Below are 16,798 nucleotides of genomic sequence, written 5' to 3' on the forward strand. Positions count from 1 at the left end.
ACTCATGCATCATCACGGCCCCGTAGGCACCGGACCATAAACGTTCTCCTGCGGCGTGCCCGGCAGCAGCGAGAAGATCATGATCACGATCCCGCCCCCCGGCACCAGCGCCAGCAGGAACAGCCAGCCCGACTGGTTGCAGTCATGCAGGCGGCGTACGGTCACTGCGATCAGCGGCACGATCGTGGCCAGCCACATCACACACAGCAGCACCACCATGCCGATCAGGATGCCGGCCAGCGCTTCGGCACTGTTGCGCAGGAGGATCGCCAGCACGCCGGCCAGCAGCATCACTGCCGTTGCGACCAGGAACAGGAACAGCTGGTACATCCAGTACTCGCGGCGGTTCGCGCGGCCCTCGAACTGGGCGTAGCGCTTCAACGGCAGAATCATTTCCTGCACGGCATCGATCCTTGAAAAAGTAGCCGCGCAGTGTGCCAAATGAACGCGTGCAGGACAATGTAGAGCCAAGCCATGCTCGGCTGTCGGGAGCCGTGAAGTGCTGCGAAAAGCAGTCGAGCATGGCTCGACGCCACATGAACCGGGTCAGCGGCCCTTCGCAGCCCTTGCCGCCTCACGCTCGGCGCGCAAACGATCCAGCTTTTCCTTCAACTTGATTTCCAGCCCGCGCGGCACCGGGTTGTAGTACACCCGTTCGCCCATCGCATCCGGGAAACCGGTCTGGTCGAGCGCGATGCCACCCTCCGCATCGTGGTCATACTGGTACTCGGCGCCGTAGCCCAGTTCCTTCATCAGCTTGGTCGGCGCATTGCGCAGGTGCAGCGGCACTTCTTCGGTACCACTCTCGCGCACGTCGGCCTTGGCCTGGTTGAAGGCTGCATAGCCGGCATTCGACTTCGCCGTGCTGGCCAGATAAAGCACCAGTTGGGCGAACGCGAGTTCGCCCTCCGGACTGCCCAGTCGCTCATAGATGTCCCACGCTTCCAGCGCCATGCTCTGCGCACGCGGGTCGGCCAGGCCGATATCCTCGATGGCCATGCGGGTCAGCCGGCGCGCCAGGTAAGACGGATCGCAGCCGCCATCGAGCATGCGGGTCAGCCAGTACAGCGCGGCGTCCGGGTTGGAGCTGCGCACGGATTTGTGCAGCGCCGAGATCTGGTCGTAGAACTGCTCGCCGCCCTTGTCGAAGCGACGGGTGCGGTCGGCCAGCACCTGGGTCAAGGTCTGCGGGGTGATGCGGCCACCCTCGCCGCCTGCCAGTTCGGCGGCGATCTCCAGCAGAGTCAGCGCACGGCGCACGTCACCATCAGCGGCGGTAGCGATTTCCAGCAGCAGTTCGGGCGCGACCTCGATGTGCTCTTCACCCAGGCCGCGTTCGCGGTCACCCAGCGCACGCTCCAGCGCCTCAACGATGTCGGTCGGCGAAACGCCTTCCAGCACATGCACGCGGCAACGCGACAGCAGCGCCGAATTCAGCTCGAAGGATGGATTCTCGGTGGTGGCACCGACGAACAGGATGGTGCCGCGCTCGATATGCGGCAGGAACGCATCCTGCTGCGCCTTGTTGAAGCGATGTACCTCATCCACGAACAGCACGGTGCGGCGGCCTTCGGCGAAGCGTTGCGCGGCCTCGGCCAGCACCTGGCGCACCTCCGGCAGGCCGGACAGCACGGCAGAGATGGCGCGGAATTCCGCATCGGCGTACTCGGCCAGCAGCAGCGCCAGCGTGGTCTTGCCGCAGCCCGGCGGCCCCCACAGAATCATCGAATGCACGCGACCGGATTCGACCGCGCGGCGCAGCGCACTGTCCGGCGCCAGCAGGCGCTTCTGCCCGACCATTTCGTCCAGGGTGCGGGGGCGCATGCGCTCGGCCAGCGGGCGCATGTGTTCCCGATCGACGCTCAGCAGATCGGGTCCGGGGAAGGAAGTGGAGCGATGTCTTGGCACCCGGTCATTGTACCGCGCCGCCCAACGGTAGCGCCGGACCGTGCCCGGCGGGCGGGACGCGATGTCTGGTAGTGCCGGCCGCTGGCCGGCAGAACAAAAGCGTGTCAACCAAGGTTGACACCCACCAAAGCGCCTCCGCCCACAGATCAATTACCGATGACGTCGGTGCCCTTCGGCGGGGTGAAGCTGAAGGTGCCGGCCGCGAAGCCCGGGTTGCGCTTCCAGCCACTGAAGCTGATCACGGTACGCTGGCCAACCGCATCGGTGATTTCCATCCTGGCCAGGCCCTGCGCGTTGAAGCCCAGCGCGGCGTACTGGAAGCTGGCTTCGGTCTCGCGCTTCGGCGACAGCGACAGCCACTGCAGGCCGTCGCGCTGCGCGGCCTCTTCGCTGACGTCGTACTGCTGCTCCAGCAGCGCCGGATTGATCAGCGCGGTCAGCGGGCTGTTCTGCTCTTCCTTGCCCTGCTCGCGCACGGTGGCCTGCTCCAGGTCCGGCTCGTACATCCAGACCTTCCTGCCGTCGGCCACGATCAGCTGCTCGTGCGGGCGCACGTATTCCCAACGGAACAGGCGCGGCGCCGACAGCGCCACACGGCCACTGGTCGATTCCTTCACCTTGCCACGGCTGTCGAACACCTGCTGGCTGAACTGACCATCCAGGCCCTTCAGGCCGCTGGTGAAGGTCTTCAGGTCATCGCGGGCGCCAGCCCAGGCGCTGCCGGCGGCGGCGCAGGCCACGGCCAGGGTGGTGGTGGCAAGGAAACGGCGGAAGCGGAAGTTCATGCGGGAATCCTGTGGGCGCGGGCGCCAGGAAAGGTGGTTGCCAGTGTGCCCGGGGAAAGATGAATGGGCGATCAGGGCGACATTATGCCGCCCTGAACGTCCATCGGCGATTCAGCCACCGGATCCCGGCAGCTTGCCGTACAGCACCTGGCCGCGGAAGCCACGCCGCACTTCGCGATACAGCGCGCGGAACGCCGGATAGTCCTGCGGCTGGCACAACGCCTCTGGCCCACGCACTGCATTCTGCTGCAAGCGGTGGTGCACGATCACCTCCTGGCCCTCGCGACTCCAGTCCACCCGGTACTCGCCGGCGGCATTGGCGAAACGCTGGCTGGCCGGGATGGCGATGATCGGCGCATTGGCCGGGAACTGCAGGCGATAGGTTTCCTCGCGCAGGCTGGCATTGCAGTAGAACGGCGTTTCGTTGGCCGGCGCCGAGGCAGTGGCGTACAGCCCACGCACCGACTCGCCACCCGGCGGATCCGGCACGGCCATGCCGCCGGCCACGCTGAAGTCGGCGTAGTCCTCGGCCTGGAACGCCATGCGGTAGCCGAACGGCCGGGTCAGATCGACCGGCACGCCCTGGATCTGCAGCTGCCCTCGCCCATCGAAACCTGAGGCGGCCATGATCTGCTCTTCAGCGCGCGCACGGTTCTGCGCGTTGAGCTGGGAGAACTGGGCGCGCATGCCGATCTCGGCGTTCTCGCCCAGCTTCGGAATGGTCTCTCCACGCAGGTTGCCGTTGGCGTCGAAGGTGAAACGTACTTCCATCGAGGTGGCATTGCGCTCGGGCGTGTTGGCCGGGGTGCGTGCCAGCGTGGCGTCGCGGGTACGCATCACCGGCGCACCCAGGTCACCTTCCGGCAGCTGACCGAAGCGCGCCCACGCGGTGGTCGAATCCAGGTACAGATCAAACTCGGGAATGTAGGTGATGGCGTGGTTGAAGCGGCCCAGCACCGGGATCTTCGGCAACGTCGGGCCACCGCCGGCACCGATCAGCACCGGCGAGCTGGCGATGCCCTTGGCCGCCAGCAGCGCCTCCAGGATCGTCACATGGTCCTTGCAGTCACCATAGTGGTTGTCGAGGATGCTCTGCGCGCTGTTCGGCTCCAGCCCGCCATTGCCCAGGTACACCGCCACGTAGCGGATGTTCTGCGCAACCCAGCGGTACAGCGCATCAGCCTGCTCGCGGCGGTCGCTGATACCCGCGGTGATCTCATCAGCCAGCGCCTGCAGCGCCGGGGTCACCTCGGCCGCCGGGCCCGCCTTGAGCTGGTAGGCGCGACCCATCTGCGACCAGTCACGATAGGTACTGGCCATGATGTTCGGGCCGAACTCCCAGCCCGCCGCCGACCAGTTCTGCGCCGGCATCGCCTCGCGACGCTGGTAGCGCCAGCGCCACTGCGCCTGGCCATTCTTCACCGTCGGCCGATCGCTGCCCTGCACGCCGCGGCTGTCGATGAACATCGGCAGGTTGGCCGGCGCACTCAGGGTGACTTCGGCGTCCTCGTACTCGGTGAACACATTGAAGGTCTCCCACAGGCCGAAATAGCCCGGGAAGTACGGCGTGGCCTGGGTGCGGCGCACCTGGTAGTACAGGCGGGTGCCCGGGGCCAGGTTCGGGAACACGATCACCCGCACCTTGCGGTCGGCATACATCGCCGCCGAGGCGCTGGAGTAGCTTTCCTGGGTGTAGATGCGGTCGGCCGGCACGTCGCGGCGCTGGCCGTCGGCGGTAATGGTGTAGGCGCCAAGCACCTCCAGGGTTTCCATCTTCTCGCTGTAGCTCAGCCGCACCTGGCTGAACTGCTCGACCGAGGCCTTGGTCTTGAGCAGCACTTCGTAGGTTTCGGTCTGCACATTGCCGGCATCCGGCCGCACCTGGTAGTCGGCGCGGTAACGGACAATGCTGAAATTATTGCTGGCTTCGGTATCGCCGCTGGTGGAAGGCGGCGCCGTGGCGGGCGCGGAGGTGGCGGTGTCTGCCAGTGCCGGGCCGGCAGCCAGGAAGGCTGCCAGCGCCAGTGCCAGCGCGCTTGGTACGGGGTGAAGCATGCGTCGGTTCCTTGGACGTCGTGGGGGATACGTCGGGTCTTACTTCGGCGGCGGCGGTGCCAGCACCGTGCGGTCGCCGTTGTGCTCGGGCGGGCTGACCACGCCGGCCGCTTCCATGGCCTCGATCAGTCGCGCTGCACGGTTGTAGCCGATCTTCAGCCGGCGCTGCACGCCGGAAATCGATGCACGGCGGGTCTCGGTGACCACCCGCAGCGCTTCGTCATACAACGGGTCGGACTCGTCGCCGGACGAACTGTTCTCGGGCAGGCCGGTGGCGCCGACGACCACGCCGTCGCCCATCGTCTGCACTTCGTCCAGCACGCCGTCGACATAGTCGGCAGGGCCCATCGCCTTGAGGTGCTCGACCACGCGATGCACTTCATCGTCGGACACGAACGCACCATGCACGCGCTCGGGCAGCGCGGTGCCCGGCGGCAGGTACAGCATGTCGCCGTGGCCCAGCAGTGTTTCCGCGCCGGACTGGTCGAGGATGGTGCGCGAGTCGATCTTGGAGCTGACCTGGAAGGCGATACGGGTCGGGATGTTGGCCTTGATCAGGCCGGTGATCACGTCCACCGACGGGCGCTGCGTGGCCAGGATCAGGTGGATGCCGGCCGCACGCGCCTTCTGTGCCAGGCGCGCGATCAGCTCTTCCACCTTCTTGCCGACGATCATCATCATGTCGGCGAATTCGTCGATGAAGATGACGATGAACGGCAGCGTTTCCAGCGGGCGCGGCGCCTCGCCCAGTTCCGGGTTCGGCTTGAACAGCGGGTCCATCAGCGGCTGTCCTGCGTCCTGGGCTTCCTTCACCTTCTTGTTGAAGCCGGCCAGGTTGCGCACGCCCACTGCGCTCATCAGCTTGTAGCGGCGCTCCATCTCGGCCACGCACCAGCGCAGGCCGTTGGCGGCCTCCTTCATGTCGGTGACCACAGGTGCCAGCAGGTGCGGGATGCCCTGGTAGACGCTCAGTTCGAGCATCTTCGGGTCGATCATCAGCATCCGCAGGTCTTTCGGCGAGGCCTTGAACAACAGGCTCAGCACCATCGCGTTGACCGCCACCGACTTGCCCGAACCGGTGGTACCGGCCACCAGCAGATGCGGCATGCGTGCCAGGTCGGCCACGGTCGGGCGACCGGCGATGTCCTTGCCCAGCGCCAAGGTCAGCACACTGGCCGACTTGTCATATTCCTTCGAGCGCAGCAGCTCGGACAGGAAGATCATCTCGCGGGTGACGTTGGGGATTTCCAGGCCGATCACCGACTTGCCCGGAATGACGTCGACCACGCGCACCGACTTCACCGACAAGCCGCGCGCGATGTCCTTGTCCAGCGAACTGATCTGGCTGACCTTGATGCCCGGTGCCGGCTCGATCTCGAAGCGGGTGATGACCGGGCCGGGATTGGCGCCGACCACCTGCGCATCGATGCGGAAGTCCTTCAGCTTGAACTCGATCTGCCGCGACAGGGTCTCCAGCGTCTCTTCGTCGTAGCCCTTGGGCTGCGGCTTGGGATCATCCAGCAGCGCCAGCGGCGGCAGGTCCGAGCCATCACCGTTGACGCCGCGGAACATCGGAATCTGGGTATCGCGCTTGGCCCGATCGCTCTTCTCGATCACCGGCTCCGGACGCGGCTCGATCTTCACCGGCTCGCGCTTGGCGCGCACCTCGGCGTCGGCCTTGCGCACTTCCTGGCGCTCCTCGCGCATCACCCGGGTCTGCTTCCACTCGGTGACTTCTTCCTTCTTGCGTTCCAGCAACGGCGCCAGCGACATCACGCCGCGGCCAATCTTCTCCATCACCGTGAACCAGGACAGCCCGGTCGCGAGCGTGATCGAGGCCAGCAGCAGCACCAGCACGAACAGGTTGGCGCCCAGCGCGCCGAAGCCCACCGTGAGCGAATTGCCCACCAGCTTGCCGAGGATGCCGCCGGCGCTGGAGACGTCGCCACTGAACAGGCGCACGTGCAGGAAGCCGGTGCCGGCGATGAGGAAACCGACCAGGCCGACCAGGCGCAGCGCAGGATCCAGGTCGTTCTCGCCCTTGCTCTCGCGCTTGAGCCCGAACATGGCGATCCACGCCAGCGCGCCGAGCACCACCGGCAGCAGGAAGGCGATGTAGCCGAACAGTTGCAGCAGAACGTCGGCGATCCAGGCCCCGGCGCGGCCACCCAGGTTGTGCACCGGCGCGACCACGCTGCCGGTATGCGACCAGCCCGGATCCGTCGCTGAATAGGTGAAAAGACTGGCCGCCAGGTACAGCAGGGCCGGCGCGATGGCGATCAGACCCAGATCGCGCCAGAGACGCTGGCGGCGTGGATTGTCGGTCGTCGCCGCCGCGGCCGTGCGACGTGACGCCTTGCTGTCGTCGGACTTGGAGCGTTCGGGGACCTGCTTCGCCACCTTAGACCATACCTTTGGAATGCGCTGTTAGTGATTGATAATAAATGAGACGGCGTCAGTTTTCAGTTATGCGACGTCCGGCAGGCCAATCCGGGGGCCGAAACCACTGCTGGATGACGGCGTTCCGTTCATCGGCTTGAATCGCCCTGCCCCAGCCGCCACTCTATGACCAGCCAAGGATGCTGCGCAAACATCGCCAGCGCCTTGTCCCATCTACCTTTTCGCGAGTTTACATGAGCACCAGCCTGCCCTCCCGCCACCAGCGCCTCGTCATCCTCGGTTCCGGCCCGGCCGGTTGGACCGCCGCCGTCTACGCCGCCCGCGCCAACCTGAAGCCGGTCGTCATCACCGGCCTGCAACAGGGCGGCCAGCTGATGACCACCACCGAGGTGGACAACTGGCCGGGTGACGCCCACGGCCTGATGGGCCCGGACCTGATGGCGCGCATGCAGGCCCATGCCGAGCGCTTCGAGACCGAGGTCATTTTCGACCACATCCACACCGCCGACCTGTCGCACCGCCCATTCAAGCTGATCGGCGACAGCCACGAGTACACCTGCGATGCGCTGATCATCGCCACCGGCGCCACCGCCAAGTACCTGGGCATCCCGACCGAAGACGAGTTCAAGGGCCGCGGTGTGTCCGCCTGCGCCACCTGTGACGGCTTCTTCTACCGCGACCAGGACGTGGTCGTGGTCGGTGGCGGCAACACCGCCGTGGAAGAGGCCCTGTACCTGTCCAACATCGCCCGCAAGGTCTACCTGGTCCACCGCCGCGACACACTGAAGGCGGAAAAGATCATGCAGGACAAGCTGTTCAAGAAGGTGGCCGAAGGCAAGATCGAGACCGTCTGGCACCACCAGGTGGAGGAAGTGCTGGGCAACGACGCCGGCGTGACCGGCGTGCGCGTGAAGTCCACGCTGGACGGCAGCACCCGCGACATCGACGCCCACGGCTTCTTCGTGGCCATCGGCCACCACCCGAACACCACCCTGTTCGATGGCCAGCTGGCGATGAACAACGGCTACCTGGAAATCCGCTCGGGCCTGGGCGGCAATGCCACCCAGACCTCGGTGGAAGGCGTGTTCGCCGCCGGCGACGTGGCCGACCAGCACTACCGCCAGGCGATCACCTCGGCCGGCTTCGGCTGCATGGCCGCGCTGGATGCCGAGCGCTACCTGGACGCGCAGGGCAAGGCCAGCTGAGAGGCTGACCCGCGCCTGTAGGGCCGAGCCACGCCCGACTCCGGATGAAAGGCCGACGCCAGTGCGTCGGCCTTTTCGTTTTCACGAGCCGGCAAGCCCTGTCGCCGCAACACTCAACCCACCCGGCCGCCGTATGCACTGCACCCTGTGCCTGACTGGCGGAGACTTCACGCCATCGGCATCGACCACCTGCGTGTTCCAGAACAAGGGGGCGCTGCCAGCGTTCTCGCACTTCATGATGATCTGACTGGGCTTCTCGTCCGGCGCAGCGATGTGGACCTTGCCGTCGGTGCAGGTCCAGCCGGGCGGGCAACCCACATTGGTGGTGACCAGATCAATCGGGTACCGGGGATGGCCCTCAAACACCACATCGACGCGCCGTGAATTCCCTGCGGACAGCTCGATGGACTGGATGGGCTCCACCTTCAACGGCACACAACCCTCGCCTTTGCGGAACAGCCGATAGCCCTTCTCGACACCCTTCATTGAAGCGGTGCGAAATGCCGGGTCCAGCAAGGCTGCGGCATCGGTTGGGTTTGTGTGGAAGGCAACTTCGACAACCACCGATGGCATCTGCGCGAATCCGTTTTCACCATGGCCTGCGGCTGCACCCGCCGCAGCAACAGGAAAGTCTGCATACTCCTCCTGTGCAGTAATGAGCTCACGCATGTAGCAGAGCACCATATCGGCAAGCCGTTGATCACTTGGCTTGCGCGGATGGTAGTAGACGCGCGTGCCCCGAGCCGCGCCCGAGGCATCCGCATTTGTGTGAATGCTGAACAACCCTGCAGCACCAAGATGATTCGCATAGTAGGGTCGGGCACGAATATCATCAGAAACCTCCCTGTCTGTCGCCGTGCTGTTGGCAAAGTGATTCCAGATGTCCGGCCGATCTGGCAGCATATCGCGGAGATGGTATCTGGATGACATTTCGTTCCAGGCCCTCTCGGACTCTGGGTGCAGGTCGCCCTGATTGCGACGCGCCCGGTGGACCACACGTCCTCCACGTTCTTCCATCAACTGCTGCAGTTCTTCGGCATACCCAACTGTGATCAGATCCTCCTGAACGCCATTCCTGGCAGGGCGCTGGAACTCCCACTCCAATCCAGGATGCACACGAACCAGGCCGTGACTTGCAGAGACCAGTACCGAGTTCACCCTTGAAGCATCCGATGACTGAGAGGGTGTCGCAGACATGATTGGAAAGTGCTCCCAGTAGGGCTTTCCTTCGTACAGGACCTCCGACTGGACCTCGCCTGCGCCGGACCTCAAGGCATAGAACTCAAGCGAGCTCCGGATGTACTGCTCGATCTCCTCGAGCGAGTGATCATCCTCCGCAGGCAACATGCCGGGGCCGAAGCGAATGATCAGCCGCTGGCGTTCCAGATCGACGGAAGCATTTACGACCACATGAGTCGACCGCGACGTTCGGACCTGGTGCGCGTCAAGCATCCGCTGCGCCTCTCGCGTCAGCAGCAGATCCAGCGCTGGATCAGTCTCGATCATCGCATGTGCGGGCTGGGCAATGGCTGCCGGCCCACCGCTTAAGCCAGCAATGATCAGTGCAAACGCAGAGCAACGGAGAACATTCATGCATTCCATGTATCGAATCCTTCGATGTGGGTATGCGCCAGAAGGGCGAGAAGAGGGAATGTCCCATCCAGCTCTCAGCTACTTTGTTGAACCGACTCGCGAATTCGACCAATTCGGATAATCCTCAAGTCGAGTGCGACAACACTTTTCGCACCCGCCTGCCCTATCCTTCCCTCATGCCTTCCCCCCGCTTCCTCGACTCCCTGCAGTCCATTCCCGCCACCGATTGGGATGCCCTGCACGACGGGCAGAACCCCTTCGTCAGCCACGCCTTCATCTCAGGCCTTGAACGGCACGGCTGCCTGCGCGAAGACTGGGGCTGGCAGCCCCGGCACTTCACCCTATGGGAAGGCGACACCTTGGTCGGCGCCATTCCGGGCTACCTGAAGACCAATTCGCACGGCGAGTTCGTGTTCGACCATGCCTGGGCCAACGCGTATGCCCGTCATGGCCGCGACTACTATCCGAAGTGGCTGGGCGCGGTGCCGTACTCGCCGGTCACCGGCCCGCGGCTGCTGGCCCGTCACGATTCAGGGCGCGCCATCTTGCTGTCGGCATTGCGCGAGGCGCTGCCGGCACTGGACGTGTCCTCGGCCCATATCAACTTCCACACCGCAGTGGACGAGGCGCTGTTCGGCGATGACTGGCTGCTGCGCGAGGACGTGCAGTTCCAGTGGCAGAACCCGGGCGACTGGACGACGTTCGACCAGTTCCTCGGTGCGATGAACCACAAGCATCGCAAGAACATCCGCCAGGAACGGGCCAAGGTCACCCGCCAGGGCATCACCTTCCGCGTGGTGCACGGCGACGAGGCCAGTCGTGCCGATCTGCAGGCGATGTACCGCTTCTATCTGCAGACCTTCCTGGAGTACGGCAACGCCCCGGCGCTGACCGAGACCTTCCTGCGCCATCTGGCCATTTCATTGGGCCGCGGGCTGGTGCTGTTCCTGGCCGAACAGGACGGCGAGCCGATTGCCGGCGCGCTGTGCCTGCGCGGTGGCGACACCTTGTACGGCCGCTACTGGGGCGGCGCCACCCTGCCCGGCCTGCACTTTGAGGCCTGCTACTACCAGGGTATCGAATACTGCCTGCGCGAAGGACTGACCCGATTCGAGCCGGGTGCACAGGGCGAGCACAAGCTGGCGCGGGGCTTCCTGCCGACGCTGGTGCGCAGCCGGCACTGGGTGGCTGATGCGGATTTCGCAGAAGCACTGCAGGACTGGTGCCGGCAGGAACGGCGCGATGTGCGGCGCTACCAGCAGGAGCTGCACGGGCATGGGCCTTTCCGCGCGGATGCGTAGCGTTGGCTTGCTTGACTGGCGCGGTGCCGAAAAGCGTGCCAACCAAGGTTGGCACCTACCAGGGCAGTGGGGCGCGCCAACCAACGCTGGCACCTATCAGGACAATGGCGAGGGCGCTGTGCTCAGGTGCACTGCCAGAAGTGCCCGCTCACCCGGCACTTCGCACACCAGAACGTGTAGAGCATGCCGCCACTACCCCAGAGCAGCGCGCCTCCACCGGTGGTCGGCAGCGTCGAATCCAGCTGCATCACGAAGGACATCTCCTCGCCGCAATCGATGCACGCCGGGTACCAGGCACTCTGCACCCAGCTGGGCGCGCCGCCCACGCGCGACAGGTTCTGCCGATGGTTGGACTGGCCCCAGTCCTGCTGCTGCCACCGCATGGTATCCATGGCGACCAGGCCGATCTCGGCACGCATCAGGTCGCCGCTGTCGATCGGCGTGGCCGGCAACTCCAGACGCTGGCTGGGGTGGCAGCTGGGCAGGCCGACGGCATCGTGGCGATAGAAGCGCACGGGCGGGTCTTCCCAGCCGCAGCAGTCCAGGCACAGGCCCAGCGTGATCTCACCCGCCGCGCCCGGCTGCAGCGCGGCAGCGTCGGTTCGCATCAGGCGCTGCAGCGGTGCATGGCAGCTGCCACACAACGCTTCCAGCGGCCCTCCCATCTGCCCCGCATGGTGCACCTGCCCACCATTCCAGGTTGGGTGCAGGCGCCAGATACGCTTGCGCCAGCTCGGTTCGTCCGCCTGCTGCGCGCGATGCTGCTCGCGGCCAAAGCGGATGTGCAGCGGCCGCTCCCCATGCAGGCGGCGCGGCAGCGGCCCATCAGCCACGCCGGCCCAATGCGCCCAGACCTCAGCATCCAGCGCGCCCCAGTCAGCGAGGTAGCCGCGGGCAACGGCATAGCTCTCGGGCTGCGCCGCGAGCAGCAGCGCCCTGGCCCGCGCCATTTCGCGATCGTCATCGGCTTCGGCCAGAATCTGCGCCCACTGCACGGCAGTGGCAGACGGCAGGCCCCGCCACACCTGCGAAGCCAGCTGCAGCTCATCCTCACTGGCAATCGCCAGCAAGGCCTCCCAGTCGTCCTGCAGCACCTGCGGCGCCTGGTAGCTGGCGAATTCGATCACGCTGGCCAGCAGCTCGCCGCGCTCACCATCACGATAGCGACGCCAAGCCTCGGCACAGACCGGCGCAACCGCTTCGTCGGGCAGCAGATCCAGCGTCATGTCGAGAAAGGCCGAGCTGGGTGAACGCCGGGCAAGGGCCAGCCGCATCAGCGCACCGAGCTGGCCCGGCTGCTCAGTCGCCAGCGCCAGCAGCATGCTCTGGCTGTCGTTGCACGTGCGCGGGTTGTCGTGCACATCGAGGATGGCGTTGATCGCGTCACTCATGCGTGGGCTCCTTGCCGTTGGACACTGATGTTGCCAGACATCAGCGGTCACCACGGCGAATACAATGAGGGCATGACCCGCCAGCTGCCCTGGCGCCTGGCTGATGCGCCGGACGCCCCCTTCCCGCCGGCCGAGACCGCGCTGCGCCAGCCCGATGGCCTGCTCGCCGTCGGCGGTGACCTGCACCCGGTGCGCCTGCTCAATGCCTACGCTGGCGGCATCTTTCCGTGGTTCAGCGAGGGCGAGCCGATCCTGTGGTGGTCGCCGGACCCGCGCATGGTGTTCCGCACCGAGGGCGTGCATCTGTCCAGCCGGTTCCGCCGCCAGCTGCGCAGCAGTACGTGGGAGGTCACCGCCGACACCGCCTTCAGCCGCGTGATGCGCGCCTGTGCGGCAGCACCGCGGCCCGGCCAGGACGGCACCTGGATCAGCCCGGCGATGGTCGAGGCCTACGGCCAGCTGCACGACCTGGGCTTCGCCCATTCGTTTGAAGTCTGGGACCAGCAGACCCTCGTCGGTGGCATCTACGGGGTGGCAATCGGGTCGATGTTCTTCGGCGAAAGCATGTTCAGTAGTGCCAGCGGCGGCTCCAAGATCGCCCTGGCCGCCCTGGCATCCACCCTGCATGGTTGGGGCTGGGAACTGATCGATGCCCAGGTGGAGAATCCGCACCTGCTGCGGATGGGCGCCGAGCACCTGCCGCGCGCGGAATTCCTGCAGCACGTGCGCCGGGCCGTGCGCGGTGACGGCCGGGAAGGCCCGTGGACCCAGGCGGTTGGACGCCTGCCAGCACGGCGTTTGGCCGGGGGTTAACACAAACTTTGCAAGCTGGCGCCGTCACGCGTAAAATACCGCGCCTTAGGCCCAGCGTGGCCGTTTTCTGAACCGCACAGGACTACATGTCGAAAGACGATTCCATCGAGTTCGAGGGCACCGTCAGCGAGACGCTGCCGAACACCACTTTCCGCGTTCGCCTGGAAAATGGGCACGAAATCATCGCCCATATCTCCGGCCGCATGCGCAAGAACTACATCCGCATCCTCACCGGTGACCGGGTCAAGGTTGAAATGACCCCGTATGACCTGACCAAGGGTCGTATCACCTACCGCATGAAGTAAGCGGTCGGCGCCTGGCGCCACTCGACAAGGCCAGCCCTGGTTGCTGGCCTTTTGTCATGCCCGGAATCCGGCCCTGCCGGAGGTCACCGTGACCGAGCTCACCGTGGCGTCGGTCAGCCCCGCTTGCGGCAGATTCGCGCCTGCAGCCGCCGCGGCATCGTGGGATCCGATCCAGTCCGGATCGCCACCCCCTCCCGATCATGAACGCCCTGCTCCCGCAAGTCCTGCTGCCGGCAGTTCTGCTGGTCAGCCTCCCCCTGGCGGCATTCGCCGCTGAACCCAGCAAGCCCTCCAACGCGTCCGAGTGCATTGCCCTCGGCGCCAATCGTGAAATCCGCCCCTCCAGCACGGAACGCGAGGTGCTGCTGCGCGACGGTGACAACCACTATCGGGTGCACCTGCAGAAGCGCTGCCTGGGCGCTGCCGCCTCGGCCAGCTATGTCTTCTTCACGCCCAGCACCCCTGAACGGATCTGCGGCGATGCCCGCAGCACACTGAAAACCGACAGCAACCACTGCACCGTGACCCGGATCGAACCGATCGATGCGGCGACCTTCAGGCGGCTGGCGCAGCAGGGGCGTTGAGTTGCAGTGCATGCGACAAGGGCGGCCGAAGCCGCCCTTGTCATTTCCAGTCTTTCGCGCCAAGCCTGCGGCGTCAGCTCATTCCACCGTGACCGGCAGCAGCCGCTCCGGCTCGGCCTGGGTCTCGACCACCAGCTCGTCGTCGCGCACGTCGATGCTGACCTTGCCGCCGTTGACCAGCTTGCCGAACAGCAGCTCGTCGGCCAGCGGACGCTTGATCTTGTCCTGGATCACGCGGGCCATCGGACGGGCACCCATCAGCGGGTCGAAACCATGGTGGGCCAGCCAGTCGCGCGCGGTCGGGGTGGCCGACAGGCTGACGTGCTTGTCCTGCAGCAGCATCTCCAGCTCGATCAGGAACTTGTCGACCACGCGCAGGATGTGCTCGAAGCCCAGCGCCTGGAACTGCACCACCGCGTCAAGACGGTTGCGGAATTCCGGGGTGAAGCTGCGGCGGATGGTCTCCATCGCGTCGGTGGCATGGTCCTGCTTGGTGAAGCCGATCGACCGCCGCGAGGCCTGGGCGGCGCCGGCATTGGTGGTCATCACCAGCACCACGTTCTTGAAGTTCGCTTCGCGACCGTTGGTATCGGTCAGCACACCGCGGTCCATCACCTGCAACAGGATGTTGAAGATGTCCGGATGCGCCTTCTCGATCTCATCCAGCAGCAGCACGCAATGCGGCGTCTTGACGATCTTCTCGGTCAGCAGGCCGCCCTGGTCGAAACCGACGTAGCCCGGAGGCGCGCCGATCAGGCGGCTGATCGAATGCGGCTCCATGTACTCGGACATGTCGAAGCGGACCAGCTCGATGCCCAGCTGCAACGCCAGCTGCTTGGTCACTTCGGTCTTGCCGACACCGGTCGGGCCGGCGAACAGGAAGTTGCCGATCGGCTTTTCCGGGTTGCCCAGACCCGAACGGGCCAGCTTGATCGCCGAGGACAGCGTCTCGATGGCCGGGTCCTGGCCGAAGATCACCATCTTCAGGTTGCGCTCCAGGTGCTGCAGCACATCCTTGTCGGTGGCACTGACCTGCTTGGCCGGGATCCGCGCCATCTTGGCCACGATCGCCTCGACCTCCTCGACGTCGATCAGCTCCTTGCGCTGCTCCTCGGGCAGCAGGCGCTGGCGGGCACCGGCCTCGTCGATCACGTCGATGGCCTTGTCCGGCAGCAGGCGGTCGCCGATGTGCTTCACCGACAGGTCCACTGCGGCCTGCAGGGCCTCGTCGGAGTAGGTCACACCGTGATGCAGCTCGTACTTGGACTTCAGGCCCTGCAGGATCTCGTAGGTCTCGCCCACCGTCGGCTCGACGATGTCGATCTTCTGGAAGCGGCGCGCCAGCGCCCGGTCCTTCTCGAAGATGCCGCGGTATTCCTGGAACGTGGTCGAGCCGATGCAGCGCAGCTCGCCCGACGCCAGCGCCGGCTTGATCAGGTTGGACGCATCCATGGTGCCGCCCGACGCCGAACCGGCACCGATGATGGTGTGGATCTCGTCGATGAACAGCACCGCGTTGGGCACCTTCTTCAGTGCCGTCAGCACGCTCTTCAGGCGCTTCTCGAAGTCGCCACGGTACTTGGTACCAGCCACCAGTGCGCCCAGGTCGAGCGAGTAGATCACCGCGTCGGCCAGCACGTCGGGCACCGAGCCTTCGATGATGCGGCGGGCCAGGCCCTCGGCGATGGCCGTCTTGCCTACGCCCGCCTCACCGACGTACAGCGGGTTGTTCTTGCGGCGGCGGCACAGGACCTGGATGGTGCGCTCGATCTCGTCGGCACGGCCGACCAGCGGGTCGATGCGACCTGCCCGTGCCTGGTCGTTGAGGTTGCTGGCGAATTCGGTCAGGGCATCCCCCTTGGGCTCGCCCTCCCCGCCTTCCATGCGGCTCTCGCCCTCCGGGGACGAAGACGACTGCTCGCCTTCATCGCCCAGCTTGGCGATGCCATGGGACAGGTAATTGACCACATCCAGCCGGGTCACATCCTGCTGGTTGAGGTAATAGACGGCGTGGGAGTCCTTTTCGCCGAAGATGGCGACCAGCACATTGGCGCCGGTGACCTCCTTCTTGCCCGAGGACTGCACGTGGTACACGGCCCGCTGCAGCACACGCTGGAAGCCCAGGGTCGGCTGGGTGTCGCGGCCATCGTCTTCCGCCAGGCGGGACACGGAGGCCTCGATGGCCTGCTCCAGCTCCTGGCGCAGGCGGTCGGCATCGGCACCACAGGCCTTCAGTACGGCCTGGGCTGACGGGTTGTCGAGCAGTGCCAGCAGCAGGTGTTCGACCGTCATGAACTCATGCCGGGCCTCACGGGCGCGCTTGTAGCACTGGCCGATGGTGTGTTCGAGGTCTTTGCTGAACATGGATTACTCCGGCGGCAGATGGGGACAATATGCGGCCTGACTACGCGATTTCCATCACCCTAGCGGATTGCTGCGTTCAGATGGCGTTAGCAGT

Annotated in this window: 13 protein-coding genes; 5 read left to right on the plus strand and 8 right to left on the minus strand. The window is 65.6% G+C overall.

Annotation, left to right across the window (positions count from 1 at the left end; translation table 11 throughout):
- Positions 1-12: 12 nt before the first annotated feature.
- The 5 genes from JLDANKMP_RS21295 to JLDANKMP_RS21315 all read right to left on the minus strand — a co-directional run bounded on the left by JLDANKMP_RS21295 (position 13) and on the right by JLDANKMP_RS21315 (position 7,148).
- Positions 13-402 carry a DUF805 domain-containing protein gene (locus tag JLDANKMP_RS21295; RefSeq protein ID WP_005413291.1) on the minus strand — a complete coding sequence of 130 codons (390 nt, stop codon included), beginning with the start codon at positions 400-402 and terminating at the stop codon, positions 13-15.
- Between the two features lie 144 nt (positions 403-546).
- Entirely contained in the window at positions 547-1,845 is a 1,299-nt protein-coding gene (locus JLDANKMP_RS21300; protein ID WP_227843153.1) for a replication-associated recombination protein A, read from the minus strand.
- Positions 1,846-2,054: 209 nt separating this feature from the next.
- The gene (lolA, locus tag JLDANKMP_RS21305; RefSeq protein WP_108269874.1) at positions 2,055-2,693 is read right to left on the minus strand and encodes an outer membrane lipoprotein chaperone LolA; all 639 of its coding nucleotides are present in this window, start codon (positions 2,691-2,693) and stop codon (positions 2,055-2,057) included.
- Between the two features lie 111 nt (positions 2,694-2,804).
- A complete protein-coding gene (locus tag JLDANKMP_RS21310) occupies positions 2,805-4,748 on the minus strand; it encodes a DUF3857 domain-containing protein (protein ID WP_005409602.1) in 1,944 nt (647 codons plus the stop codon).
- A gap of 39 nt (positions 4,749-4,787) precedes the next feature.
- On the minus strand, positions 4,788-7,148 hold the full coding sequence (locus tag JLDANKMP_RS21315) for a DNA translocase FtsK (protein WP_005413288.1): 2,361 nt from the start codon (positions 7,146-7,148) through the stop codon (positions 4,788-4,790).
- Positions 7,149-7,381: 233 nt separating this feature from the next.
- Between JLDANKMP_RS21315 and trxB the strand changes: the two genes are divergently transcribed.
- The gene (gene trxB, locus JLDANKMP_RS21320; RefSeq protein WP_212562057.1) at positions 7,382-8,353 is read left to right on the plus strand and encodes a thioredoxin-disulfide reductase; all 972 of its coding nucleotides are present in this window, start codon (positions 7,382-7,384) and stop codon (positions 8,351-8,353) included.
- 81 nt (positions 8,354-8,434) lie between these two features.
- On the opposite strand, the gene JLDANKMP_RS21325 is transcribed toward trxB, so the two are convergent.
- On the minus strand, positions 8,435-9,946 hold the full coding sequence (locus tag JLDANKMP_RS21325; RefSeq protein ID WP_249337034.1) for an N-acetylmuramoyl-L-alanine amidase: 1,512 nt from the start codon (positions 9,944-9,946) through the stop codon (positions 8,435-8,437).
- A gap of 176 nt (positions 9,947-10,122) precedes the next feature.
- Between JLDANKMP_RS21325 and JLDANKMP_RS21330 the strand changes: the two genes are divergently transcribed.
- On the plus strand, positions 10,123-11,247 hold the full coding sequence (locus tag JLDANKMP_RS21330; RefSeq protein ID WP_212562059.1) for a GNAT family N-acetyltransferase: 1,125 nt from the start codon (positions 10,123-10,125) through the stop codon (positions 11,245-11,247).
- A gap of 122 nt (positions 11,248-11,369) precedes the next feature.
- On the opposite strand, the gene JLDANKMP_RS21335 is transcribed toward JLDANKMP_RS21330, so the two are convergent.
- Positions 11,370-12,638 (minus strand): hypothetical protein, encoded by a 1,269-nt coding sequence (locus JLDANKMP_RS21335; protein WP_212562060.1) that lies wholly within the window; start codon positions 12,636-12,638, stop codon positions 11,370-11,372.
- A gap of 72 nt (positions 12,639-12,710) precedes the next feature.
- Between JLDANKMP_RS21335 and aat the strand changes: the two genes are divergently transcribed.
- From aat to JLDANKMP_RS21350, 3 genes are all read left to right on the plus strand, one after another.
- Positions 12,711-13,451 carry a leucyl/phenylalanyl-tRNA--protein transferase gene (gene aat / locus JLDANKMP_RS21340; RefSeq protein ID WP_212562104.1) on the plus strand — a complete coding sequence of 247 codons (741 nt, stop codon included), beginning with the start codon at positions 12,711-12,713 and terminating at the stop codon, positions 13,449-13,451.
- Positions 13,452-13,537: 86 nt separating this feature from the next.
- Positions 13,538-13,756 (plus strand): translation initiation factor IF-1, encoded by a 219-nt coding sequence (infA, locus tag JLDANKMP_RS21345; RefSeq protein ID WP_005409596.1) that lies wholly within the window; start codon positions 13,538-13,540, stop codon positions 13,754-13,756.
- Between the two features lie 200 nt (positions 13,757-13,956).
- Entirely contained in the window at positions 13,957-14,340 is a 384-nt protein-coding gene (locus JLDANKMP_RS21350) for a hypothetical protein (RefSeq protein WP_212562061.1), read from the plus strand.
- 78 nt (positions 14,341-14,418) lie between these two features.
- On the opposite strand, the gene clpA is transcribed toward JLDANKMP_RS21350, so the two are convergent.
- On the minus strand, positions 14,419-16,704 hold the full coding sequence (gene clpA, locus JLDANKMP_RS21355) for an ATP-dependent Clp protease ATP-binding subunit ClpA (RefSeq protein WP_005409594.1): 2,286 nt from the start codon (positions 16,702-16,704) through the stop codon (positions 14,419-14,421).
- Positions 16,705-16,798 lie beyond the last annotated feature (94 nt).

Origin of the sequence: Stenotrophomonas sp. PE591 (assembly GCF_018320795.1) — a bacterium.
In the GTDB taxonomy this organism is placed as follows: domain Bacteria; phylum Pseudomonadota; class Gammaproteobacteria; order Xanthomonadales; family Xanthomonadaceae; genus Stenotrophomonas; species Stenotrophomonas maltophilia.